Raw genomic sequence first — 23,676 nt, 5'->3', positions numbered from 1 at the left:
CTCAGTCTCCGTACAGTGCTTCAGCATGGAACGTGATGTGGTCCTCCATGAAGGTGGAAACGAAGAAGTACGAATGGTCATAACCCGGCTGAAAGCGATATGTCGCCTGCTGACGGCGTTCGGCGATGGCTTGGGCCAGTGCTTCGGGGCGCAGCAGGTCCATGAACTGGTCATTGGCGCCGGTGTCGATCAGAATCGGGCCATCGAACCCTTTTTCCTTCATTAGCAAAGACGCATCATGCTTGGCCCAGAGGGTCTCATCACCGCCCAGATAGGCGCTAAGCTGCTTACGGCCCCAATCTGCACCTGTCGGGTTCGAAATCGGTGCAAAGGCCGATACTGAGCGGAACCGTCCGGGCAGGTTCATCGCCAGCGTCAGGGCTCCGTGACCACCCATGGAATGTCCGGTGATAGCCTGGCGTTCGCTGTCGATTGCAAAGTTTTCAACCAGCAATGCGGGCAGTTCTTCAGCAGTGTAGTCCCACATCTGGAAATGCGGGGCCCATGGGTTTTGCGTCGCGTTTACATAAAACCCTGCGCCCTGACCCAGATCATAGTCTTCGTGGTCCGCAACCGCTTCGCCACGCGGCGACGTATCAGGGAATACGATGGCTATCCCTTGTTCTGCGGCCCAGGCTTGAGCACCGGCTTTGGTCATGGCGTTTTCATGGGTGCAGGTTAGGCCCGAGAGGTACCACAGGATCGGAACCGGACCATCTTTCGCCTCGGCCGGAAGAAAAAGGCCAAAGGTCATGTCACATTGGCAAGCCGAAGAGGCATGGCGGTATACGCCCTGCACTCCGCCAAAACAGGCGTTTTCCGAGAGGGTTTCCATCAGGCACGGTCCTTACATTAGAGTCGCGATATGGCTAACGGTCCTAAGACCCGGCGTAAAGTCCGACAGCCTTCGGCGAGAGTATTTTTCGAAAAGGTGAAGGTCAGAGACCATTCAGCCACGAGATGGCAAGCGGTACAGTCAAAATGCTGCAAACAGTCGAGAGCAGAATGGCGGCAGAGGCCCGCTGAGGAGCAACCCTGTAATGCGCGGCCAGCATGTACACATTGCCAGCGACCGGCAAGGCGGCTGCCGCAATGGCAACCGTGGCCGGAAAGATGTCGATTGGCACAAGCCAGAGCAGAACAACCGCAACGCAGATCGGGTGGATCACCAGTTTACAAAAACTCAGCCAGGCTGCGATTTCGATACGTTCTGCCGATTTGCCCGCCAGAGACGCCCCGATGGCGAACAATGCGCCGGGCGTGGCTGCGCCACCTAGAATGGTCAGGAAATCATACAAAGGTCCGGGAACTGGGATCTCAAGAGATGACCAGAGCAACCCTGCCGAAATGGACACGATCATCGGGTTTTTGACCAGGCCCAGACCAATCAGTTTGAACGTGGCCGGCGTCAGCCTGCCATCACGCCCGCCATTGATCAAAATCACGATGAGGGATGAAAAAACAACCAGGTCAACTGTTAGAACAATCATCACCGGACCGATTGCGGCTTCGCTGAACAAAAGCGCGAGCATGGGTAAGCCCAGAAAGCCGACATTGCCGATGGCCGCGCATTGCGCCTCGACCGCGCCTGTCGGAACATCCAGCCGCCGCAACCATGCGACACATGTCGCCAGAGCATAAACCGCAACCGTACCGATCAGATATCCAAGGATAAGGCCTGCATTGAAGATCTCGGCGAAGGGCAATGTGGCCGCGAACCGAAACAACATTGCCGAAAGCGCAAAGTAGAAAACAAACTTGGTCAGATAGGCGGTTGCCTCAGCGCTGAAAAACCGTGTGCGTCCAGCCCAATAGCCCAGACCGATGATTGCAAAAAAGGGAAGTGTGCGCAAAAAGACATCGACCATGGGCAAATTCCTAGCACGGTTTGCGCGCGCGGCAAGCCCCTGTCACCGCCAACGACGGATCGGAAGGTTTTCTCAAAAAAGTTGAAAACCATTGTATCTGAACCGAGCGGTTTATAAGCTGGCGCAATCAATGATCCCGGAGAAGACATGACTCAGACTGCCACCATCCTGCGCACAGGCCGAAAGTTCGACCAAGTTTTGCGCGGGGCCCGAGAGGTTTTCATGGCAGATGGGTTTGAAGGTGCAAGCGTGGACGACATAGCCCGCGCGGCCGGTGTGTCGAAGGCGACCCTGTACAGCTATTTCCCGGACAAGCGCTTGCTGTTCATGGAAGTTGCGCAAACGGAATGCCGCCTGATGTCAGAGCGCATTATTTCGATGATCGATGAGACCAAACCGGCGCGCGAAGTGCTGCAAATCGCGGCCACGCAGCTGACCGCTTTTCTGGTCTCGGAATTCGCGCAGCAAGTGTTTCGGATCTGTGTGGCCGAGAGGGACCGTTTCCCCGAGCTTGGCCTCGCGTTTTACGAGGCGGGGCCAAAAAACGGCCAGCGGCAGATGGTAGAGTATCTGGAAAAGGCCGTGGCCAAAGGGGAATTGGCGATAGAAAACGTGCAAATCGCGGCCGAGCAGTTTTCCGAACTGTGTAAGGTCCGTATATGGACCCGCGCGGCGTTTGGTATTCAGAACAGCTTTAGTCAGAGTGAGATAGACGAAGTTGCGACACAGGCTGTGGACATGTTCTTGGCCCGTTACGGGTGCTAATTTTTAAAAGTGATGGCCCGTGCCCCGAAATGGGACACAGACCATCGCTAACTCAACAAAACACTCGATACTGATCAACCTACGGGTAAAAGTCTTGTGAAACTCTTTACTCGATAAAAGTTCGCGCCAAGCGTTCGCTGACGGGCTGTGCCAGATAAGCGATCACAGAACGCTCGCCTGTGGTGACGAACAGGTCTGCGGGCATACCGGGCACCAGTTCCAAAGCCGCCACCTCTTCGGATTGCTGTTCATCCAGTTTGACCCGCGCTTTATAATAAGCCTCACCCGTCCGCTCGTCCTCCAATGCGTCAGCCGAGATATCAAAGATTGCACCTTGGGCCTCGGGCACATCGGCTTGGGCAAAAGCGGACAGGCGGATACGTGTGGCCTGACCGATCTTAAGCTTGTCGATGTCACCTGGTTTCACACGGGCTTCGACAATCAGCGCCTGATCTGCAGGCACGATTTCCATGATGTGTTCACCGGGTCTGATCACCCCGCCTGTGGTCGACACGGCAAGGTTCACAACACGGCCGCTGGCTGGCGCAAGGATCTCGATCCGTTTGCGGCGTTCCACGGCGCCGGAAAACTGCGGGCGCAAGAGGTCAAGCTGGGCATCGACAACGGCCAACTCACTGGCAAGTACTTCATCCCGTAGCATTTGCTGGATGATCATTGTCAATTGCAACTCGCTGACCTGGTTTTCTGCCTGGGCAATCTGTGTCCGAAGCGAAGCATCAGCGCCCGAAAGACGTTCAACCTCAATCTGCCGTGAGCTCACTCGCGTGACGGCAACCAAGCCTTTGTCCAGAAGGGTCTGCAGGCTTTCCAACTCTGTCCGTGTGATTGCTATCTGGTTCTGCGTGCTGATCCGTTGCTCATTCAGGCCATCGATTTGATCACGCAGCGCCGAAATACGTTGCGCGTTGATCTCTGCTTCAGTCGCGCGGGCGCGGTATTCCGCATCGAACAGTTGTTTCTGCGTTAGGAAGGCCGAGGACCAATGCAGACGGTTCATATCTTCCTCAAAGTTCTGGAACGCCGCGGCTTCACCAAACTGAGCCAACCCCTGCATCTGCGCGTTTAGGCGTGCGCGGCGTACGGAAAGCTCTCCGATCTGGCTGCCAAGCACGCTGAGATCAACGTCGATCTCGGTGCTATCGAGACGGATCAGAGGTTGCCCCTGCTCGACGGCTTCACCATCGGCGACCAGAATGGACCGGACGATGCCGCCGTCCAAATGCTCAACTGTTTTGCGATCGCCTTCGACGACAAAGGACGCAGGCGCGACAACAGCACCGTCAAGCCGGGACGCAAAAGCCCAGTAGATGCTGCCGCTGACAAAGGCCAGCAAGGTGAAGAGACCAAACAGAACATACATCCGGATGCCGGGTGTGGTTTCGGTCATGTCGACAACTTGCACATCATAGAGGTCTGGCAAGGAGTTGCTCGAAGTAAAGGGAACGATCCGGGTCATTGGGCGGCTCCTTGAATGCGGGTGGTTTCTGAAAGGGACAGGGCAGGTTTGCCGGAGGCTGCGCGTTGTGCCGCGGATTTCAGCACGTTGCGGGCCTTGACCTTCAACACGTCGTCCTTGTCGCCAAATTGGGTTTGTGACCCGTTGCGAATGACCATGACCTTGTTGGCCGCCTGCAATGTGGCAGGGCGATGGGTCATAACGATGCTGATCGATCCCCGGGCCTGAGCCGCCAGAATAGCGTCGCGCAGGGCTTTTTCGCCATCCTCATCCAGGTCCGAGTTGGGTTCATCCAGCACCAGCACAAACGGATCACCATAAAGAGCGCGGGCCAAGGCAAGGCGCTGCCGCTGTCCGCCGGACAGGAAAAACCCCTGACCGATGCGCGTTTCATACCCGTCGGGCAAATTGCTGATCAGCTCATGCACTCCGGCCTCGCGAGCAACGCGCAGGACCTCGGCGTCGTCGATGGCAACTGCAAAGCGGCCGATGTTTTCACGGATCGTGCCGTCAAACAGGTCCACGTCCTGCGGTAGATAGCCGATCTGCTCACCCAGATCTTCATGGTTCCATTTCGACATCGGGCTGCCATCCAACAAAACCTCGCCGCGTTGCGGGTGCCAGATCCCGGCCAGCATCTTGCCTAGCGTTGTTTTGCCGGAACCGCTGGGGCCGATAATCGCCAGCACATCGCCGGCAGACAGGCTGAAATCAATACTACGCAGGGTGGCATTGACCGCGCGTGGCGGACCCGCCTGCGCGATTCTAACGTCCAGAGACTTAAAAGCACGGGGCAGGTGCAGATTGGTAGGTGTTTCCGAAAAATCTTCGGTGAGTTGTGTGATCTTGGCATATGAGCCACGCGCGGCCAGAAAGGTGCGCCACTGCCCGATCAACTGATCGATTGGGGCCAGAGCTCGGGCCAGCACGATCGTGGCCGCGATCATGACGCCTGCTGTGGTTTCACCTGTGATGGCCAGTGCCGCGCCAAGACCAAGAGCTGCGGATTGCAGCCCCATGCGCAGTGTCTTGGACATGACCGAAAAACTGGCGATCCGGTCGGCGACACGGGTCTTCTGGCGATGTGCCTCGATCTGCAAAGCAGTCCAGCGCCGAACCAGATCGGACTTCATGCCCAACGCATGGACCAGCTCGGCATTGGTATCTCCGGATCGAAACAGCGCATCCGAGCGGCCGCGCGCCTGTGCTGCCTGCTGCATCGGCTTGTGTGCACGGGCATTGTTGATCAGCGCCATAGCGGTCAGCGTCAAAGCCCCTACCAGTCCGAGCAATCCAAGAAGGGGGTGCAGAACATACAGAACCAACAGGTAAATCGGTATCCACGGGGCGTCGAAAAAAGCGGTCAGGGTTGTGCCCGAGAGGAACTCGCGAAATCCGTTCACGTCCTCGACCAGATTGTCGCCCGCGCCAGCTTCACCCTGGACCCTGCGTTTCATGGCAGCCCCAAGTACAGGGGCGCCGACGTTCATCTCGAACCGGGCGGCAAGTCGGCTCAGAATGCGCATCCGTATCAGGTCAAGGCAGGCGATGACCACAAAGGCACCCGCCAGCAGCAGCGACAGGGCGATCAGTGTGTCAGCGTTCTGACTGGTCAGTACACGGTCATAGACCTGCAGCATATAGATCGGTCCAGCCAGCATCAGCAGGTTCAGAAACAGGCTAAAGTAGGCAACTGCGACAAATCCTTTGCGCAGCGACCCCCAGGCGGCTTTGACGGGATTGGTTTTCTGCAACATCGTGTTGATCCTTTCCGACTGGAAAAAGTGGGGCGACCCTGGGCCGCCCCGCCAATTGTTTGCTTAGGCGGCGAAATCGTCTTCGTTCAGATCGGCTGTGTTGATGCCGACCAAACGGACCGTGCCTTCATCGCCGAAGCTGATCACGGCATCATCGCCGTCCTGTGCCACGTTGACCTGAGCGCCGAAGTCTGGTCCGAAATCACTGAATTGCAGCTGATCACGACCAACTTCGAAGTCCTCGACGGTATCGTTGCCAAAGTTCGCACCGAACTGGAACGTATCCGCTCCTGCGCCACCGATCAGGACGTCATCGCCGCCTTCACCGTTCAGCACGTCTTCTCCGCCTGCGCCATACAATACGTTGGTCGAGCTACCGCCGACGATCACGTCGCCCTCATCGGAACCGATAACGTTTTCAATGGACCGCAGAGTGTCGGTTTCGATCTGGTTATCGATGACGTCCTGACCAATGACACCGGTGCCGTCCGCAGAATCCTCGTCCAAAGTAGCGCCAGCATCCACAAGCGTATCCTGGACAACCGGGCCGTTTTGTCCGGCAGGTGCATTGTGCAAATGGATGGCAGAAACGACACCGGGGATCGGGGTATTCAGGTCAGCTTCGTTCAGGCCCACAACGTTCAGTTCGCTGGAATAGGTGACTTCACCGGTTGCCAGGTTTTGAGTGATGACAACGGTTGCGTCACCCGTTGCTGCGCTGTCCGAGGTTGGTCCCGGCTCCTGCGTAGCATCCAGATCGCCGCTCAGTGTGACAGTGCGAATACCGCCTTCCGTCACATCGCTATCAACCAGCAACTGTCCACGGATTTCACCAGCCGGGAATTCTGCCGTGTGGATGTTGTAGTACAGGTCGCCTTGAACCGCTTCCTCAACAAACCAAGCACCGTCCGGGATGTCTGCCCCAAACTGATCAGGTGCCGCGACAGCCGTATCCGTGATCGATACGCTGAACCCGGTGTCTCGTGTGGCTGTCCCGTTGCCATTGGCATCCAGGCGAACCTCGACTGCGACATCCAGATCCGAGAAGTCGGCCGTGTCGATGCCGTCGCCACCGTCGATGAAGTCATTGCCCAGACCACCGGTCAGAACATTGTCTGTTTCGCCCGCGATCAGAACATCATTGCCAGCTCCACCGTAAATGTTGCCATTGGTGGTGCCCAGATCGACAAATATGTCATCGCCATCGCCCAGCAGAACGTCGCCGTTGATCACACCTTCGTCGTCGTTGATGATTGTGACTATGCCTGCATCCGACGCGTCAATGGCATTGACGGTGCCACGGATCTCGCCCTCGTTGAGGATTGCACCCAGCAGGTTCAGACCACCATCCACGCGGATACCGGCAGCGGCATCCGAGTCCTCGGATCCAGCAATCAGACCTTCGTTGACCACAACACCGGCAAAGGACGCCTCATCCTGACTGGTAAACAGACGCAGGCCATCGCCAACCTGATTGCCCTCGGCAGCGTCACCGCGGCCTTGCAGCGTGCCTTCGTTCAGAACAGCGGCCGAAACCACATCGCCCGATACGCCGCCGGTCTGCAGCGACACGGCCGAGCCGTTGTTGCCTTCGCCTGCGTCCACCACACCCGTATTCGTGAAGGTATAGTTGTTCGCGGTGCCATCTGCATAAACGGTACCGTTGCGCTGGTTTCCGGTGCCTAGGATGTATCCGTCGTTTTCGACCGACAGCCCGATACCGTCAATGTTGAGCGCGCGGCTGTCCGAGGTCACGGTACCCTGGTTCAGGAACCAACCGCCAGAATGGTCGCCAGTGCCGAAATAAACGCCGTTCTGACCACCCGCGAAAACGCCGGTTTCTTCGTTGACCAGCTGTCCCTGGAAATTGACGTTGTTCACGGCACGGAATGCACCGACAGTACCGTTTGCTCCTTCCGATGTGACAGTGCCACTGTTGGCAATGGTGCCGGTAAACGAGGCAGGGGCAAAGCCACCTTCCTGACGCACGCCTTCCAGGCGAATACCGTCACCCGCAGTACCCAGTGCCGCCCCCGCGTTGCCGCGACCGGCGATCGTTCCGGCGTTTTCAATCTCGACCTCGCCATTTCCGTCTTCGGCCAACGACAGCGAGATACCCGCGCCGTTGTTGTGTTCACCTGCATCAATCGTGCCTGTGGCAAGGTTGTTGATCGAATAGTCACGGGCCGTGTCGTCGGCATAGATCGTGCCATTGCGCTGGTCACCTTTGCCCAGAATGTCGCCACCATTGATGATATCGACGCCCGAGCCGTCGATATTCACCGCGCGACTGCCGGACTGGATGGCGCCAAAGTTCAGCACATCCAGATCGTGCTCACCATCACCGATATACAGGCCGTTGCGCGGGCCTTCGATCACCCCGGTCGAGGTGTTCAGGATTTCACCTTCGGCATTTGCGCCATCGGCAATACGGATACCGGCTGCGGTGCCCTGATTGCTTTCGGTCGAGATCAGACCGCTGTTGACAATTTCGGTTTCAAGAACGGTGCCCTGAGCCCCGTCATCGATACGAATACCGTCACCGGCCAGTGATGTGTTCGACGCCGCTTGACCACGACCCTGAATGGTCGCCCCAAATCCATTAAACACGTCGGTTTCGACGCGATCATCAACCTCATCTCCAATTTGCAGCGAGATGCCAGCACCCTGATTGCCTTCACCCGCATCAATCAGGCCGCCGGTGAAGTTCGAGATCGACACATCCTCGGCAGTCGAGTTGGTGTAGATGGTGCCGTTGCGCTGGTCGCCGGTGCCGATGATATCGCCGAAGTTGCGCACGTTGACGCCCTGGCCCTGAATATCGACCGCACGACTGTCAGAAGAGATGACGGCACCGCGGAAGTTGTCCAGATTGCCTGAGCTTTTAGCGCCCGCAAATTGCACACCGTTGAATTCACCCGCGATCTCGCCAAAGTTGCGAACCGAGGCGCTGCCGGTGACCTGAACACCAGTTGCAAGGGCATCAGGACCATTATTCGCTTCGATCTGACCCGAGCGGAAGTTGAAGATATCAACATCCTGACCCTGTGCCTGAACAGCGGCAACGGCGTTGTTGGTGACAATCTCGCCAAAGTTCAGCAGGCGCGAAAAATCATTCGCCAAAACAAAGGCCGGCGTGTCGTCAACGACCGTGGATTGAAAGAAGTTGTTGATGAGGGTTTGGCCATCGCGGGATGTCTCTTGTGCCAGGGTCGACGTGGTCAAGAGACGGGCGCGCAGGCCTTCTGCAAATTGGGACAGCATGGATCACTCCGTCAATAAGTTGCGTTTGTGCTGGCGGCCCGTTTTCCGGGCAGCCGACGCAACAAAGGACTAGGCCGCCCCGCACAGCATCTGAAATTCATGATCCAAATCGGGTGTATAACCATCGCAAATACTCACGATCTTCGTGAGGAACGAAACATCGAAGTCGCAACAAACACGGCGTTTTCGTCCAGGCTGGGTTGGCTGCAAGTCTATTCGATTTCGAGGTTTGACAGATTTGTTAACGGATGTGAGCGGCAATCCGGCCGGAATCGTCTCAGTGGTCTTCTGAATTCTGTCGCCAGTTCGTATTTTGATAGACGATTATCTGGAAGAAATTGCTTCAGGAATGGATGCCCCGTGAACCTCAGAGATCTGGAATATGTACTTGCCATCGCAAAACACGGCCAGTTCAGTCAGGCAGCAGCATCTTGCAACGTGTCCCAGCCCGCCATGTCGAACCAGATCAAAAAGCTCGAGCAGGAATTGGGCACCGATCTGTTCCTGCGCCTCAATAATGAGGTGCGCCCGACACTATACGGTACCCGCATTGCGGAAATCGCGCGGCGCATTCTGAACGACGCGCAGGAAATCCGCGATACGGCCACTGAATTCCGCGACCCCGAGGCCGTCCCCCTGACAATCGGCATGACCCCTACGTTGGCCCCGTATCTGACCGGATATTTTTCCACGCTCTTCAGTACTCTGTTTCCCAAGATGCGAGTCACGCTGGTTGAGGACCTGCCACAAAACATGTTGCGCAGGGTCGAAGATCACACGCTGGACATGGCGCTGGTCGCCAAGATCAACAACAGTGCGTCTTTGGACTTCACTTCGATCTGGTCCGAACCCTTGTTTTTGGCTCTGCGCGAAGGGCACCCCCTGTGCACACTGTCATCCATCGCCCCTGAAGAGGTGCCAAAACATGACTTCATCCGGTTACCACATAGCTTCGGATACGATCTCGAAGATCGGCTGCCCAAGCAAGACGGGACAACCCGGATCAGCAAGCGCTTTGATCTGACCGCATTGCGGTTTGAGACGATCTGCCGTCATCTCTGCCATTCCGACGATTGCACCATTGTCTCGGCTTTGGCAGCGGAACAATTCAAACGGGATAACTGGCCTTTGTGTTTCATTCCATTTGACGCCCCCGGGCACCTGCGGGATCTTGGCGCAGCCACCCGTCCAAACTGCCCCAGAAAGCCGATGCTAGCGCGTATCGGAGCCTACATCTTGGAAAACCCGCCGGTTGGTGTAATCCCCACCTATCAGCCGGAAAACGAGACTCCACTCCGACCCACCAATTCTGAACCTGTGCCCGAGAAAATGTAGCTGCCTATTGAGCCACAGACTTGGTTCCACGAAATAGAGCGGGACTATCCATACATTCTATTGACGCAAGGCCAAGTGCAGCACTATCGGTTGTTTCGTTGATATCCGGATGGTCGGCCACGCGTAGCTGTGGCCGCCGAAAAATTGGAACAGGGACATGGCCGAAACCGAAATCCGACACGAAGGTATGCGCATCGGTGGACAGGTTGTGTTCACGGAAGACACTGTTCCTGTGCATTATCCCTATACAAATGCGGTGGTCGGCACCGTTCCCGCGGGAACTGTCCAGCATGTACGGCAAGCTTTTGAGGTTGCGGCAATCTACACCCCAACCCTGACCCGATACGAGCGAAGTCAGATTCTTCGACGAGCAGGGGAGTTGATAGGAGAAAGACGCGACTATCTGGCCAAATGGCTGACACTGGAGCTGGGCATTTGCCATCAGCATTCGGTATATGAAACCAAACGCGCACAAGACGTGTTTCAGTTCGCCGCCGCCGAAGCCCTGAAAGATGATGGAGAAGTGTTCTCCTGCGATCTGACGCAAAATGGCAAAGCGCGAAAAATCTTCACCAAGCGTGAACCTGTCACAGCGATCAGTGCGATTACTCCGTTCAACCACCCCCTGAACATGGTTAGCCACAAGATCGCGCCTTCGATTGCAACCAATAACTGTATGGTTTGCAAACCAACCGAACTGACACCACTGACAGCACTGACATTGGCCGACATTCTGTACGAGGCGGGCCTGCCGCCTGAGATGTTCCAGGTCGTCACCGGCTGGCCAAAGGACATTGGCGACGAAATGGTCACCAATGACAATATCGACATCATCACTTTCACCGGCGGCGTCTCTGTAGGCAAGCTCATCGCCTCAAAGGCAGGCTACAAGCGACAAGCGCTTGAGTTGGGCGGGAATGATCCCTTGATTGTGCTGAATGACCTGGATGACGCCGATCTGGAGCGCGCTGCGACAATTGCAGTTGCTGGCGCCACGGGGAACTCGGGTCAGCGCTGCACCGCCATCAAGAGAATCCTGGTTCAAGCCAGCGTAGCGGATCGTTTTGTTCCCATGGTGCTGGAGAAAGCCAAAGCCATCCGGTTCGGCGATCCTCAGGACCCCGAGACCGAGTTGGGCTGTGTCATCCATGCCGAGGCCGCAGAGCTGTTTGAGAACCGCGTGCTAAAAGCAGCAGAGCAGAGGGCGGACATCCTGTACCATCCGGGTCGGCAGGGCGCATTGCTGCCGCCGATCGTTGTCGACAATGTGCCCCATGGCAGCGAGTTGGTCATGGAAGAGACTTTTGGCCCTGTCATTCCTATCGTGCGTGTGCCGGATGACGACGCGGAGGTTATGCAAATATCAAATAGCACCGCGTTTGGCCTGTCGTCGGGTGTGTGCACCAACGATCTGAACCGGGCTATCGCCTATATTAATGGGTTGGACGTGGGCACCTGTAACATTTGGGAACAGCCCGGCTATCGGATCGAAATGTCACCTTTCGGAGGGATCAAGGACAGCGGCAATGGCGTCAAGGAAGGCGTGATCGAAGCGATGAAATTCTTCACCAACGTCAAAACCTATTCACTTCCATGGCCTCAATAGGTCGTTCTCATTTGATACCCTTGATGGAACGTCATGCGCACAAACGTGACGGGTTTGTTTTGGAACCATGTTGTGCGTTCGAGCTGGAAGAGTGGTGTACCTGTCGGAACGGATAGGAACTCTTGCAGAGGGCCGGTTGCTGGGACGGCCGAGAAAGCGATTTCCGCGTTTGAGAACGGGACTTCGGCCAGCAGCCATTCGTTAGGGCCGGTGGTCAGAAAGTCTTCGTTCGTCACATGTGGCACTGCATCGACATTGATCCAGCGTTCTTCGAACTGGAAAGGTCGGTTGTCGGCCTGGTGCATGCAAGTCAGATGTACGATCTTTGCGGCCTCTGGCAGGCCGAGCTTGGCCTGCAGCCATGCAGGGCAGTCGATCACGGTGCGGCTGACGAGGGCATAGCGGTACTGGGCATTCATCTCTTCGATGGTTTTGCGGACCACGGTGATGGGCAGTTTGGCCTGTTTGACCGGTGTGGTTACAACACGGGTGCCCCCTTTGCGTTTGCGGGTGACAATGCCCTGATCGGCCAGTTCGCGCAGGGCGCGGTTGACAGTGGCGCGGGCGCATCCAAACTCTGCGGCCAATTCGATTTCCGTGGGCAGCAGGCTGCCCTGCGGCCAAACGCGGGTCTGAATGCGGTTGAGCACTTCGTCGCGGATGTCCTGGAAACCGACATTCTTTTGTTCAGACACGCTCTGCCCCTGTATTTTTGACGCTCATAATCATATTATGTCCAGAATAATAGGGATATGCAAAGAAATTGATCCGACTGATGATGAGAGTGGACGCGTGCAAAGCCACCCGCTGGGCCAATGGCGGCGGTGTGACCCGGGAACTGGCGGCCAAACGGGTCGGGGGTCAGGTCGCTTGGCGCATCAGCGTGGCCGAGATCGAAAGGGAAGGGCCCTTCTCGCTCTTTCCGGGGCTGGCGCGGGTGCACACGATCATCGAAGGGGCCGGGCTGGCCTTGCATGGCGCGGATGAGGTGCTCGGCGCACGTCCGTTTGAACCTCTTCGGTTTGACGGGGCGCTGGCCGTGACAGCGCGGCTGCTGGACGGACCATGCCGAGCGTTCAACGTGATTTATGACCCGCAGATCGTCTCAGTCACTGTGGATGTTCATTCAGGTAAGCAGGCATTCTATGTTGCGGAAGATGAATTTGTCTTTGTTGTGTCGGGGACAGTCTCGACGGACAGCACGCGGCTGGTGGCGGGGGACGCGACTAGGACGGCTGGCGCCGCGATGTTCGCTCCGGCCCCTGACTCCAAAGTGCTGCATGTCCGCTTTGCGGAAGTTCCCGCTTAAAGATCCGACAGAAGCCCGGTCATCAAAGTCCGGTAATTGGACGTGATCCGTTCGCGATCCACATGACGGCCGTTTTGCACCTGATGGCGGCCTGCAGACCACAGGTCAGTGACAACATGGTCTTTGGCAGCAAAAACGAGACCATCCAGCAGCTGGTCCGACCTCAGCGCGCAAAGCGCCGGGTCCTGACTGTTGATGGCGACGAGATCGGCCAGTTTGCCTTGGGCGATCTCTCCGGCGTCGCGGCCCAGAGCCTGCGCACCGCCCAAGGCCGCGCCCGTGTACAAGGTCTGTCCGACCGAGCCTTCACCGACAACCATCACATTGCGGGACAGATCGCGCAGGCGTTGGGAATACTCCAGCGTGCGCAGTTCTTCGGTCAGGGAAATCAGCACGTTCGAATCCGAACCTACACCAAAGGCTCCGCCCGCGCTCAGGTAAGTCGGGCCGTTGAATGGTCCATCGCCCAGATTGGCCTCGGTCACAGGGCACAAGCCCGCGACGGCACCGGTGGCGGCCATGGCGCGGGTCTCCTCCTCGGTCATGTGGGTGGCGTGGATCAGGCACCATTTGGTGTCGACTGCCGCATTGTCCAGCAGCCACTTGACCGGACGCGCGCCCAGACCAGCCTGAATCTCGGCCACTTCTTTGGGTTGTTCTGCGATATGGATATGGATCGGACCATCGTCCTGTGCGGCCACAACTCTTGCCAAATCGGCGGGTGAGATGGCGCGCAGGGAATGCGGCGCGATGCCGACGCGGCAGTCGTTTGGCAAGGCACCAAGCGCGCCGCGCGCCTGTTCGACCAACGCGCAGAAGCGGTCCACATCATTGCCGAACCGGGCTTGCCCGGCCTCAAGGGGTTTTTCCCCGACGCCTGAATAAGAATAGAGCACCGGCAGATGGGTCAGGCCGATCCCGGTCTCGGCTGCGGCTTCCATGATCCGGTCTGAAAGCTCGGCGAGGCGATCATAGGGCTGCCCGTCCGGCTGATGGTGGAGGTAGTGGAACTCTCCGACCGAGGCATATCCGGCCTCCTGCATCTCAAGATAGACCAGCGCAGCAATGGCCTGCACCTGTTCGGGGCTGAGATGGGCGGTGAAGCGATACATCAATTCCCGCCAGGTCCAGAAGCTGTCTCGTCCGGCCATGCGGTACTCGGTCATGCCTGCCATGGCGCGCTGGAAGGCATGGCTGTGGAGGTTGGCCAGCGCAGGCAGCAGAGTGTCGACCTGCGTGTCGCTTGGTTGCGCCATCGCACTCGGCGTCAGACGCCCGATCAGCCCGCCTTCAATCTCAAGCCGCAGATTCTCGGCCCAGCCAGTCGCCAATAGGGCGCGGTTCGCAAAAATGGTCGTCACGCTATTCTCCAATTTTATGAATAGACATAATACACAAAGCCATGTACGAGAAAAGAGAGAATTGCGGGAATGAGGGATTCGAATGCAAGTTCGCGATCAGCTGTTCACCGATCTGCATGCCGCCACCATGACCGGTGAAGGCGCATATGGATTGATCGAGGATGCGGCGATTGCCGTACAGGGTGCGCGGATCGTCTGGGTTGGGTGTCAGTCTGACGTTCCAGACGCATATGCGGCGTTGCCGCGCACGTCTTGCGAAGGTCGTCTGGTGACGCCTGCGCTGATTGACTGCCACACCCATGTTGTGCATGGCGGTCACCGCGCCGTAGAATTCGAGATGCGCCTGAACGGAGCCAGCTATGAAGAGGTTGCAAGAGCAGGCGGCGGGATCATCTCGACGGTGAAGGCCACACGAGAGGCTGAAGTTGACGATCTGATTGCACAGGCGCTGCCCCGTGTGGATGCAATGCTGGCCGAAGGTGTCTCGGTGATCGAGGTCAAATCGGGATACGGGTTGGATCGTGAAACTGAGCTGAACATGCTGCGCGCCGCTCGGGCCTTGGCCGATCATCGCCCGGTGCGGGTTGTGACCAGTTTTCTGGGCGCCCATGCGGTTCCGGTCGAGTACAAAGACCGGCCCGAAGCTTACATCGCCGAGGTCTGTATCCCAACCCTGCGCGCGGCGCACCGGGAAGGTTTGGTGGATGCGGTTGATGCGTTTTGCGAAGGGATCGCGTTCCTGCCGGACCAGCTGGTGCCGCTGTTTGACGTGGCGAAAGAGCTTGGCTTGCCGATCAAATGCCATGCCGAGCAGTTGTCCAATCTGGGGGGGGCAAAACTTGCCGCCTCTTATGGCGCTCTTTCGGCGGATCACATCGAATACCTCGATGAAGATGGCGTGAAGGCTATGGCCGAGGCTGGCACCGTGGGCGTGATCCTGCCCGGAGCCTTTTATACCCTGCGCGAGACCCAAGCCCCGCCTATTGATTTGCTGCGTCAGCATAAGGTGCCGATGGCGCTGGCCACCGATTGCAACCCGGGGTCGGCCCCTGTGACCTCGCTGCTGCTGACCATGAACATGGGGTGCACCCTGTTCCGCATGACGCCCGAAGAAGCACTGCAGGGCGTAACCATCCATGCGGCCCGCGCATTGGGCTTGACGGATTGTGGCGGCATTATCCCCGGCCTGCGCGTTGATCTGGCTGTCTGGAATGTAACCCATCCGGCCGAGCTGGCCTATCGCATTGGCTTTAACCCGCTTCACACCCGCATTATTGGAGACACAACTTGACCACCCTGACGCTTACTCCAGGTGAAGTCTCTCTGGCACAGCTGGAACAGGTTTACCGCGAAGAATCTCCGGTGCGGCTGGAGCCGGCTTGCCGGTCCGGTATCGAGGCCGCCCATGCGCGCATCGCCGATGCAGCCGCGGGTGAGGCGGCGGTTTACGGGGTCAACACCGGTTTTGGCAAACTGGCCAGCGTCAAGATCGCGGCTGAGGATACCGCGACCCTGCAACGTAACCTGATCCTGTCTCATTGTTGCGGCGTGGGTCCTGCAATTCCGCGCGCGATCGCACGGCTGATGATGGTGCTGAAACTGCTCAGCCTCGGGCGCGGCGCATCCGGCGTACGGATGGAACTGATCGTCCTGCTGGAGGATATGCTGGACAAGGGTGTGACCCCGGTGATCCCGGCGCAGGGCTCTGTCGGGGCTTCAGGGGATCTGGCACCGCTGTCGCATATGGCCGCTGTGATGATGGGGGCCGGTGAAGCCGAGTTCGGCGGTACTGTAATACCCGGCGATCAGGCCTTGGCGGCGGCAGGTCTGACGCCCATCGAGCTGGGCCCCAAGGAAGGTCTGGCGCTGATCAACGGCACCCAGTTCTCGACGGCATTTGCGCTGGCGGGTCTGTTCGGAGCATGGCAGGCCGCGCAGAGTGCGCTGGTCACATCAGCACTGACCACAGATGCCATCATGGGCTCGACTGCGCCATTGCAGCCGGAAATCCATACGCTGCGCGGCCATCGCGGTCAAATCGAGGCAGGGTCCACCATGCGTGCCATTCTGGCCGGCTCGGTGATCCGTGAAAGCCATCGCGAAGGCGATACCAGGGTGCAGGATCCCTATTGCATTCGCTGCCAGCCGCAGGTTGTTGGTGCCGCGATGGATGTGCTTCGGCAGGCGGCTACGACCCTCGAGATCGAAGCCAATGCCGCCACCGACAACCCGCTTGTTCTGCCCGAGGCCGGGCTGATCGTCTCGGGCGGCAACTTCCATGCGGAACCGGTGGGCTTTGCCGCCGACATGATTGCACTGGCGCTGGCCGAGATCGGGGCAATTGCCCAACGCCGCATTGCTCTGATCGTTGACCCGGCGCTCAGTTTTGATCTGCCACCCTTCCTGACGCCCAATCCCGGGCTGAACTCGGGGCTGATGATTGCCGAAGTTACAACGGCAGCACTGATGAGCGAGAACAAGCACCTGGCCAATCCCTGCGTGACGGATAGCACACCCACATCGGCTAATCAGGAAGACCATGTCAGCATGGCTGCACATGGCGCACGTCGATTGGGGCAGATGGTCACAAATCTGGAGCGCATTCTGGGTGTCGAGCTGCTCTGTGCCACGCAAGGGGTCGAATTCCGCGCGCCGCTGCCCACCAGCGAGGTCTTGCAGGGCGTGATGGCGCGGCTGCGCGTAGTGGTACCGCCCCTGGGTGATGACCGCTATACCGCGCCGGACATCGAAGCAGCGTCAGCCCTGATCGCCAACGGCGAGATTGCCCATGGCACGGGCGTCGACATGCCGGAGCTTGGCGCGTGACTGATGCGGTTGAGATCACCCGCGGAGACAGTCCCATCGTCCTGGGCCTGCCGCATACCGGCACCTATGTGCCGCCCAAGATCGCGTCCCAGTTGAATGACCGGGGCCGGGGACTGGATGACACCGATTGGCACATCCACACACTCTATAACGGGTTGCTGCCCGGTGCCACCACGGTTCGGGCCACTTTCCACCGCTATGTGATCGACGCCAACCGCGACCCGTCCGGCGTGTCGCTTTATCCCGGCCAGAACACCACGACGCTGGTGCCGCTGACGGATTTTGACGGACAGGATATCTGGGCACAGCTCCCGTCCGTGGGCGAAATTAACGCACGGCGCGCAGCTTTCCACGTGCCTTACCACGCCGCTCTTTCGGCTGAACTGACGCGCGTGAAGACGCTGCATGGGTTTGCTATTCTGTATGACTGCCACTCGATCCGCAGCCACATCCCGTTCCTGTTCGACGGGGTGCTGCCAGACTTCAACATTGGCACCAATCTTGGCGCAACCTGTGACGCGCGGGTCGAGAAAGCTGTCCTGGGCATTTGTGATGCAGCGGCGGGCTACAGCACCGTACTCAATGGCCGCTTCAAGGGCGGCTGGACTACACGCCATTATGGCCGTCCGGCTGACGGCCTTCATGCAATCCAGATGGAACTGGCACAATCCACCTATCTGAGCGCCGAGACCGCACCCTGGACCTTTGATACAGGCAAGGCCGATCGTCTGCGCTCTTATCTCAAAGCCATACTCAACAGCCTGGCCGCGCTGGCCCCTCAGCTCACCGGAGGACCCCGATGACCGACCCCCGCAAGAACACCCGTGACATCTATCCGCCCACAGGACCGGAGTTGAACGCCAAAAGCTGGATGACCGAAGCGCCGCTGCGGATGCTGATGAACAACCTGCACCCCGACGTAGCCGAAAACCCGCATGAGCTGGTGGTCTATGGCGGCATCGGGCGCGCTGCGCGGACGTGGAACGATTTCGACACCATTGTCGCCAGCCTCAAGGATCTGGAAGAGGATGAAACGCTGGTTGTGCAGTCCGGCAAGCCGGTGGCCATCGTCCGTACCCATACGGATGCGCCGCGTGTGCTGATCGCCAACTCAAACCTCGTACCGCATTGGGCCAATTGGGATCACTTTAACGAACTCGATAAGAAGGGTCTGATGATGTACGGCCAGATGACCGCTGGCTCGTGGATCTATATTGGCACGCAGGGCATTGTGCAGGGAACCTATGAGACCTTTGCCGAGGCCGGGCGTCAACACTATGGCGGCGACCTGACCGGTAAATGGATCCTGACCGGCGGCTTGGGCGGCATGGGTGGCGCGCAGCCTTTGGCGGCTGTCTTCGCCGGGGCCTGCTGTCTGGCGGTGGAATGCAACCCCGACAGCATCGATTTTCGCCTGCGTACCAAATACCTGGACGAAAAGGCCGAGACACTGGACGAAGCGCTTGAGATGATCGACCGTTGGACCAAGGCGGGCGAAGCCAAATCGGTCGGCCTGCTGGGCAATGCGGCCGAAATCTTCCCTGAGGTCTACCGGCGGATGCAAGCGGGCGGGATGCGCCCCGACATCGTTACCGACCAAACCAGCGCCCATGATCCGGTCAACGGGTATTTGCCGCTGGGCTGGACCATGGCGCAGTGGAAGGACAAGCGGGAAAGCAATCCTAAAGCGGTCGAAAAGGCGGCCCGCGCCTCAATGAAGCAACACGTGGCCGCGATGGTCGACTTTTGGAACGCCGATGTTCCAACGCTGGATTACGGCAATAACATCCGTCAGGTGGCTCAGGATGAGGGGCTGGGAAACGCTTTCGCTTTCCCCGGCTTCGTACCTGCCTATATCCGTCCTCTGTTCTGCCGTGGCATCGGCCCGTTCCGCTGGTGTGCGCTGTCGGGTGACCCCGAGGATATCTACAAGACGGACGCCAAGATGAAGGAACTGTTCCCCGAGAACACCCATCTGCACAATTGGCTGGATATGGCGCGGGAGCGTATCGCCTTCCAAGGCCTGCCCGCCCGCATCTGCTGGATCGGATTGGGTGACCGTCACCGAGCTGGTCTGGCTTTTAACGAAATGGTCCGCAACGGTGAGCTGAAAGCGCCCGTAGTCATCGGCCGAGACCACTTGGACAGCGGTTCCGTCGCTTCGCCAAACCGTGAAACCGAGGCGATGCAAGACGGCTCTGACGCTGTCAGCGATTGGCCCTTGTTGAACGCTCTGGTCAATACCGCCTCCGGTGCAACATGGGTTTCGCTGCATCATGGCGGCGGCGTTGGCATGGGCTTCTCTCAGCATGCAGGTGTTGTCATTTGCGCCGACGGCACTGACGAAGCGGCCAAGCGGCTGGAGCGGGTTCTCTGGAACGACCCGGCCTCGGGGGTGTGGCGTCACGCGGATGCCGGGTATGAGGATGCCAAGGCCTGTGCACGCGAGCATGGGCTGCGTCTGCCGGGTATTCTGGGCTGATTTGCTCATTCATCTTTGAATTTGTCGGCGTGGCTTAGCGCTAACGTTGAAATTTCCGGTTTCGAACCGGGTGTCTTTCGGCTAGGGCTAAGCCGTTAAGCAGCCCGCAAGGCTAACGACAACTGACAAAGGTGGCTCGCCCGTTGCTCGATATTACACATGTCCGCTCGGTTCTTTCGGACGTCTACGACCTCACCCCATCGGCCACGCTGGCCAATGAGATGAAAGACACGTTTGCCCGCATGGATCGTGTGATCAGCCCCCCGGATTGGGCGATCTACGCGCCCTATGTGCGGGCCATCAACGCGCTCAAGAAAGAGCGTAACGCCGTGATCCTTGGGCACAATTACATGACGCCCGAAATCTATCACGGTGTGTCCGATTTCGTTGGAGACAGTCTGCAACTGGCGATTAAGGCCAGTGAAGTCGAAGAGGATGTGATCGTCCAGGCCGGTGTGCATTTCATGGCTGAGACATCGAAGATCCTGAGCCCGCAAAAGACTGTTTTGATGCCGGATATGGAGGCGGGCTGTTCGCTGGCAGAATCGATCACTGCGGACGGGATTGATGAGATGCGCGCCAAATATCCCGGCGCGCCGGTTGTCACATATGTCAATACAACCGCCGAGGTCAAAGCAGCATCGGATATTTGCTGCACGTCGTCGAACGCGCTTCAGATCGTGAACGCGATGGAAAGCGACACGGTTATCATGACGCCGGATCAGTATCTTGCCCAAAACGTCGCAAACCAAAGCAACAAGAACGTGGTTTTTTGGCCCGGGTCCTGCATCGTGCACGAGCAATATACGGCTCAGGATTTGCGCGATTTCCGTGAATGGAACCCCGGCACGCGGTTGATTGCCCACCCCGAATGTCCACCGGATGTTGTGGCCGAGGCAGATTATTCCGGTTCGACCAGCGGCATCATCAACTATGTGCATAACGAGAAGCCTGAAAAGGCGATGCTGATTACCGAGTGTTCGATGGCGTCGAACATTGCGGATGAGCTGCCCGAGGTCGATTTCGTGGGCCCCTGCAACATGTGCCCGTACATGAAGAAGATCACGCTGGAAAAGATCCTCTACGCTCTGCACACGATGGATGGTCAGGTCGAGGTTGCAGAAGACGTGGCGAAAAAGGCACGTAAATCCGTTCAGGCCATGATCGATCTGTCCCGCAAGCTTGGCATCTGACCTGAAATGACGGACATCACCACGGATCGGGTCATTATCGTTGGGGCCGGAATCGGTGCGCTTTACGCAGCGCTGAAACTGGCGCCGCGGCCTGTGGTGGTGATCTCGCCCGACCCGTTGGGGGAAGGCGCAAGTTCGGTTTGGGCGCAGGGCGGGGTTGCAGCGGCGATGGACCTGGCCGATAGTCCTGAAAGCCATGCTTTGGACACGGTCAATGCAGGGGCAGGCACCGTCGAGCCTGATGTGGCAGACTTGGTCACCCGCGAAGCGCGCGAATACATCCTTGACCTGACCGAGATCGGCACGCCGTTCGACCGTACCGAAGATGGCGGTTACGTTCTTTCGCGGGAGGCCGCACACAGTTTCGCCCGTGTCGTCCGTGTAAAAGGGGATCAGGCAGGCAGCGAGATCATGGCTGCCCTGATCGAGCGCGTGCGTGAGACGCCTTCGGTTCAGGTATTAGAAGGCGTCCTTGCCGTGGCTTTGGGCATGGACGAGGGCATTGTGTCAGGGGTTGTGCTGCAAGACGCAACACAGACCGGCACTGCGCACGTTACATTACGTGGACCAGCGGTGTTGCTGGCGGGCGGCGGCTCTGGCGGGCTATACGCGCTGACGACCAACCCAGAGCGAATCCGGGGGCAAGTCATTGGCATGGCTGCACGCGCCGGGGCGCTGATTGCTGACGCTGAATTCGTTCAGTTCCATCCAACAGCTATGGACGTGGGCGAGGACCCGGCGCCCTTGGCCACCGAAGCGCTGCGTGGGGAAGGGGCGTTTCTGGTCAACAAGCGAGGCGAACGGTTCATGCAGGCCATTCATCCAGACGCCGAACTGGCCCCGCGAGATGTTGTTGCGCGCGCGATCTTTGACGAAGTGCAGGCGGGCAATCGACCCATACTGGACACACGCGACGCTTTGGGTACACGGATCCATGAGCTGTTTCCTGCGGTCGCAGCCTCTTGCGCGCGCAACGGCATTGACCCGGCCAACGACCCGATCCCAGTCGCCCCGGCGGCCCATTATCACATGGGCGGGATCGCCACGGATACGGATGGTCGGGCGACTCTGGACGGGTTGTGGGTCTGTGGTGAGGCGTCTTCCACGGGTCTGCACGGGGCCAACCGTCTGGCATCGAATGGGCTGCTCGAAGCATTGGTCTTTGCCCGCATCTGTGCCGAAAGCATAGCAGAGTCGCTGCCTGCAGGTACAAATGTCAGCGAGGTAGACTTGCGGTTTGCTCCGGGCAACGCACCCGATACGGCGCAAGCGATTCAGGAGTTGCGCAATTCCATGACACGCGATGTCGGCGTCGTCCGCGAGCGTTCTGGGCTGAGCCGTGCATTGCAAACCATTGCCGAGTTGGAGGCCCGCCACGGCAATTGCCCCACGTTCAGAAACATGTGCGCGACCGCAACGCTGATTGCCGCCGCTGCCTTGCAGCGCGAAGAAAGCCGCGGAGCGCATGAACGCTCTGACTTCCCGGAAACCGGTGATGGACCCGGCGAACGGTCCAAGATGTATCTCTCTGAGGCCCTGAGCATTCGGGCCGAAGCCTGCAAGGAACTGACATGACTTTTGCAACCCTGCCAGATCTGATCCTTGAACCTGTGATCCGCGCGGCGCTGATGGAGGATTTAGGAAGTTACGGTGATGTTACCACCCGGACAGTGATCCCGCAGGACACCACGTATACGGCCCGGCTGAACTCGCGCGAAGATGCTGTTGTGTCCGGGATGCAGGTCGCCGAAATCGCATTCCGACTTGTGGACCCTACGCTTGAGGTCGAGGTGCTGGTCAAAGACGGCGCACGCTGCTGCCGGAGTGATACGCTGATGACAATCAAGGGATCTGCCGCCTCGATCCTGTCGGGTGAGCGGGTCGCGTTGAACTTTGCCGGTCGCCTGACTGGTATTGCAACGATGACTGCGGCATTTAATGAGCAGACCAAAGGCACAAGAGCCCGAGTAACCTGCACACGCAAGACCACGCCTGGCCTGCGTATCGTAGAAAAGCAGGCCGTTTTGCATGGCGGTGGGTTCAATCACCGCTATTCCCTGTCCGACGCGATCCTGATCAAGGACAATCACATCGCTGCAGCGGGTGGGGTTCCTCAGGTATTGGAGGCCGCAAAGGCCCAGGCCAGCCACATGATGGCGGTCGAGATTGAAGTCGACCGTCTGGACCAGTTGGCCGAGGTGCTCAAGGTTGGCGGTGCCTCTGTCGTGTTGCTGGACAATATGAACAACGAAATGCTGCGCGAAGCTGTCGCAATGGTGGATGGTCAGATGAAAACCGAAGCCAGCGGCAACGTGACCTTAGAGCGCGTAGCGTCCATCGCTGAAACCGGCGTGGATTATATTTCGTCCGGTGCGCTGACGCATTCGGCGCGTACTGTTGATCTGGGTCTCGACTTCTAAGGGCGCGGCATTT

At 58.5% G+C, this 23,676-nt stretch carries 18 protein-coding genes; 11 read left to right on the top strand and 7 right to left on the bottom strand.

What is annotated here, in order from left to right; genetic code table 11:
* Window position 1 precedes the first annotated feature (1 nt).
* Window positions 2-835, bottom strand: a complete 834-nt coding sequence (gene fghA / locus AC2FLD_RS06780) for an S-formylglutathione hydrolase (protein WP_496668077.1) — start codon at window positions 833-835, stop codon at window positions 2-4.
* A 103-nt stretch (window positions 836-938) separates the two neighbouring features.
* The gene (locus AC2FLD_RS06775; protein WP_496668076.1) at window positions 939-1,868 is read right to left on the bottom strand and encodes an AEC family transporter; all 930 of its coding nucleotides are present in this window, start codon (window positions 1,866-1,868) and stop codon (window positions 939-941) included.
* 147 nt (window positions 1,869-2,015) lie between these two features.
* On the opposite strand from AC2FLD_RS06775, the gene AC2FLD_RS06770 reads away from it, so the two are divergent.
* On the top strand, window positions 2,016-2,633 hold the full coding sequence (locus AC2FLD_RS06770) for a TetR/AcrR family transcriptional regulator (RefSeq protein WP_496668075.1): 618 nt from the start codon (window positions 2,016-2,018) through the stop codon (window positions 2,631-2,633).
* 106 nt (window positions 2,634-2,739) lie between these two features.
* Here AC2FLD_RS06770 and AC2FLD_RS06765 read toward each other — a convergent pair whose 3' ends face one another.
* The 3 genes from AC2FLD_RS06765 to AC2FLD_RS06755 all read right to left on the bottom strand — a co-directional run bounded on the left by AC2FLD_RS06765 (window position 2,740) and on the right by AC2FLD_RS06755 (window position 9,131).
* Entirely contained in the window at window positions 2,740-4,110 is a 1,371-nt protein-coding gene (locus tag AC2FLD_RS06765) for an HlyD family type I secretion periplasmic adaptor subunit (protein WP_496668074.1), read from the bottom strand.
* Window positions 4,107-5,867, bottom strand: a complete 1,761-nt coding sequence (locus AC2FLD_RS06760; protein ID WP_496668073.1) for a type I secretion system permease/ATPase — start codon at window positions 5,865-5,867, stop codon at window positions 4,107-4,109. The genes AC2FLD_RS06765 and AC2FLD_RS06760 overlap by 4 nt, the downstream gene beginning before the upstream one ends.
* Window positions 5,868-5,930: 63 nt before the next feature.
* Window positions 5,931-9,131 (bottom strand): beta strand repeat-containing protein, encoded by a 3,201-nt coding sequence (locus AC2FLD_RS06755; protein WP_496668072.1) that lies wholly within the window; start codon window positions 9,129-9,131, stop codon window positions 5,931-5,933.
* Window positions 9,132-9,491: 360 nt separating this feature from the next.
* On the opposite strand from AC2FLD_RS06755, the gene AC2FLD_RS06750 reads away from it, so the two are divergent.
* Together AC2FLD_RS06750 and phnY are read left to right on the top strand one after the other, a co-directional pair.
* Window positions 9,492-10,466 (top strand): LysR family transcriptional regulator, encoded by a 975-nt coding sequence (locus AC2FLD_RS06750; RefSeq protein WP_496668071.1) that lies wholly within the window; start codon window positions 9,492-9,494, stop codon window positions 10,464-10,466.
* A gap of 157 nt (window positions 10,467-10,623) precedes the next feature.
* A complete protein-coding gene (phnY, locus tag AC2FLD_RS06745; protein WP_496668070.1) occupies window positions 10,624-12,072 on the top strand; it encodes a phosphonoacetaldehyde dehydrogenase in 1,449 nt (482 codons plus the stop codon).
* Here the strand turns inward: phnY and hutC are convergent.
* On the bottom strand, window positions 12,066-12,767 hold the full coding sequence (gene hutC / locus AC2FLD_RS06740; protein WP_496668069.1) for a histidine utilization transcriptional repressor HutC: 702 nt from the start codon (window positions 12,765-12,767) through the stop codon (window positions 12,066-12,068). The two genes, phnY and hutC, sit on opposite strands and share 7 nt — an antisense overlap.
* 80 nt (window positions 12,768-12,847) lie before the next feature.
* On the opposite strand from hutC, the gene AC2FLD_RS06735 reads away from it, so the two are divergent.
* On the top strand, window positions 12,848-13,381 hold the full coding sequence (locus tag AC2FLD_RS06735) for a HutD/Ves family protein (protein ID WP_496668068.1): 534 nt from the start codon (window positions 12,848-12,850) through the stop codon (window positions 13,379-13,381).
* Here AC2FLD_RS06735 and AC2FLD_RS06730 read toward each other — a convergent pair.
* Entirely contained in the window at window positions 13,378-14,742 is a 1,365-nt protein-coding gene (locus AC2FLD_RS06730) for a formimidoylglutamate deiminase (protein ID WP_496668067.1), read from the bottom strand. The genes AC2FLD_RS06735 and AC2FLD_RS06730 overlap by 4 nt on opposite strands.
* An 82-nt stretch (window positions 14,743-14,824) precedes the next feature.
* Here AC2FLD_RS06730 and hutI point away from each other — a divergent pair, with 82 nt between their 5' ends.
* From hutI to nadC, 7 genes are all read left to right on the top strand, one after another.
* Window positions 14,825-16,033, top strand: a complete 1,209-nt coding sequence (gene hutI, locus AC2FLD_RS06725; RefSeq protein ID WP_496668066.1) for an imidazolonepropionase — start codon at window positions 14,825-14,827, stop codon at window positions 16,031-16,033.
* Window positions 16,030-17,568 carry a histidine ammonia-lyase gene (gene hutH, locus AC2FLD_RS06720; protein ID WP_496668065.1) on the top strand — a complete coding sequence of 513 codons (1,539 nt, stop codon included), beginning with the start codon at window positions 16,030-16,032 and terminating at the stop codon, window positions 17,566-17,568. The genes hutI and hutH overlap by 4 nt, the downstream gene beginning before the upstream one ends.
* The gene (gene hutG, locus AC2FLD_RS06715; RefSeq protein ID WP_496668064.1) at window positions 17,565-18,371 is read left to right on the top strand and encodes an N-formylglutamate deformylase; all 807 of its coding nucleotides are present in this window, start codon (window positions 17,565-17,567) and stop codon (window positions 18,369-18,371) included. Before hutH ends, hutG begins: the two co-directional genes overlap by 4 nt.
* Window positions 18,368-20,050 carry a urocanate hydratase gene (hutU, locus tag AC2FLD_RS06710; RefSeq protein ID WP_496668063.1) on the top strand — a complete coding sequence of 561 codons (1,683 nt, stop codon included), beginning with the start codon at window positions 18,368-18,370 and terminating at the stop codon, window positions 20,048-20,050. Before hutG ends, hutU begins: the two co-directional genes overlap by 4 nt.
* Before the next feature lie 143 nt (window positions 20,051-20,193).
* Window positions 20,194-21,243 (top strand): quinolinate synthase NadA, encoded by a 1,050-nt coding sequence (nadA, locus tag AC2FLD_RS06705; RefSeq protein ID WP_496668062.1) that lies wholly within the window; start codon window positions 20,194-20,196, stop codon window positions 21,241-21,243.
* Window positions 21,244-21,249: 6 nt separating this feature from the next.
* The gene (locus AC2FLD_RS06700) at window positions 21,250-22,818 is read left to right on the top strand and encodes an L-aspartate oxidase (RefSeq protein ID WP_496668061.1); all 1,569 of its coding nucleotides are present in this window, start codon (window positions 21,250-21,252) and stop codon (window positions 22,816-22,818) included.
* Complete coding sequence (nadC, locus tag AC2FLD_RS06695) at window positions 22,815-23,663, top strand: carboxylating nicotinate-nucleotide diphosphorylase (protein WP_496668060.1); 849 nt, start codon at window positions 22,815-22,817, stop codon at window positions 23,661-23,663. The genes AC2FLD_RS06700 and nadC overlap by 4 nt, the downstream gene beginning before the upstream one ends.
* Window positions 23,664-23,676 lie beyond the last annotated feature (13 nt).

It is taken from the genome of Ruegeria sp. CDSA021, from assembly GCF_059612325.1.
This window is presented reverse-complemented; position numbering and strand designations above follow the sequence as displayed.

Excerpts from the sequence above, each read along its gene's own strand:
- fghA (WP_496668077.1), bottom strand. The coding sequence starts at position 835 with ATGGAAACCCTCTCGGAAAACGCCTGTTTTGGCGGAGTGCAGGGCGTA.
- AC2FLD_RS06775 (WP_496668076.1), bottom strand. The coding sequence starts at position 1,868 with ATGGTCGATGTCTTTTTGCGCACACTTCCCTTTTTTGCAATCATCGGT.
- AC2FLD_RS06770 (WP_496668075.1), top strand. The coding sequence starts at position 2,016 with ATGACTCAGACTGCCACCATCCTGCGCACAGGCCGAAAGTTCGACCAA.
- AC2FLD_RS06765 (WP_496668074.1), bottom strand. The coding sequence starts at position 4,110 with ATGACCCGGATCGTTCCCTTTACTTCGAGCAACTCCTTGCCAGACCTC.
- AC2FLD_RS06760 (WP_496668073.1), bottom strand. The coding sequence starts at position 5,867 with ATGTTGCAGAAAACCAATCCCGTCAAAGCCGCCTGGGGGTCGCTGCGC.
- AC2FLD_RS06755 (WP_496668072.1), bottom strand. The coding sequence starts at position 9,131 with ATGCTGTCCCAATTTGCAGAAGGCCTGCGCGCCCGTCTCTTGACCACG.
- phnY (WP_496668070.1), top strand. The coding sequence starts at position 10,624 with ATGGCCGAAACCGAAATCCGACACGAAGGTATGCGCATCGGTGGACAG.
- AC2FLD_RS06735 (WP_496668068.1), top strand. The coding sequence starts at position 12,848 with ATGATGAGAGTGGACGCGTGCAAAGCCACCCGCTGGGCCAATGGCGGC.
- hutI (WP_496668066.1), top strand. The coding sequence starts at position 14,825 with ATGCAAGTTCGCGATCAGCTGTTCACCGATCTGCATGCCGCCACCATG.
- hutU (WP_496668063.1), top strand. The coding sequence starts at position 18,368 with ATGACCGACCCCCGCAAGAACACCCGTGACATCTATCCGCCCACAGGA.
- AC2FLD_RS06700 (WP_496668061.1), top strand. The coding sequence starts at position 21,250 with ATGACGGACATCACCACGGATCGGGTCATTATCGTTGGGGCCGGAATC.
- nadC (WP_496668060.1), top strand. The coding sequence starts at position 22,815 with ATGACTTTTGCAACCCTGCCAGATCTGATCCTTGAACCTGTGATCCGC.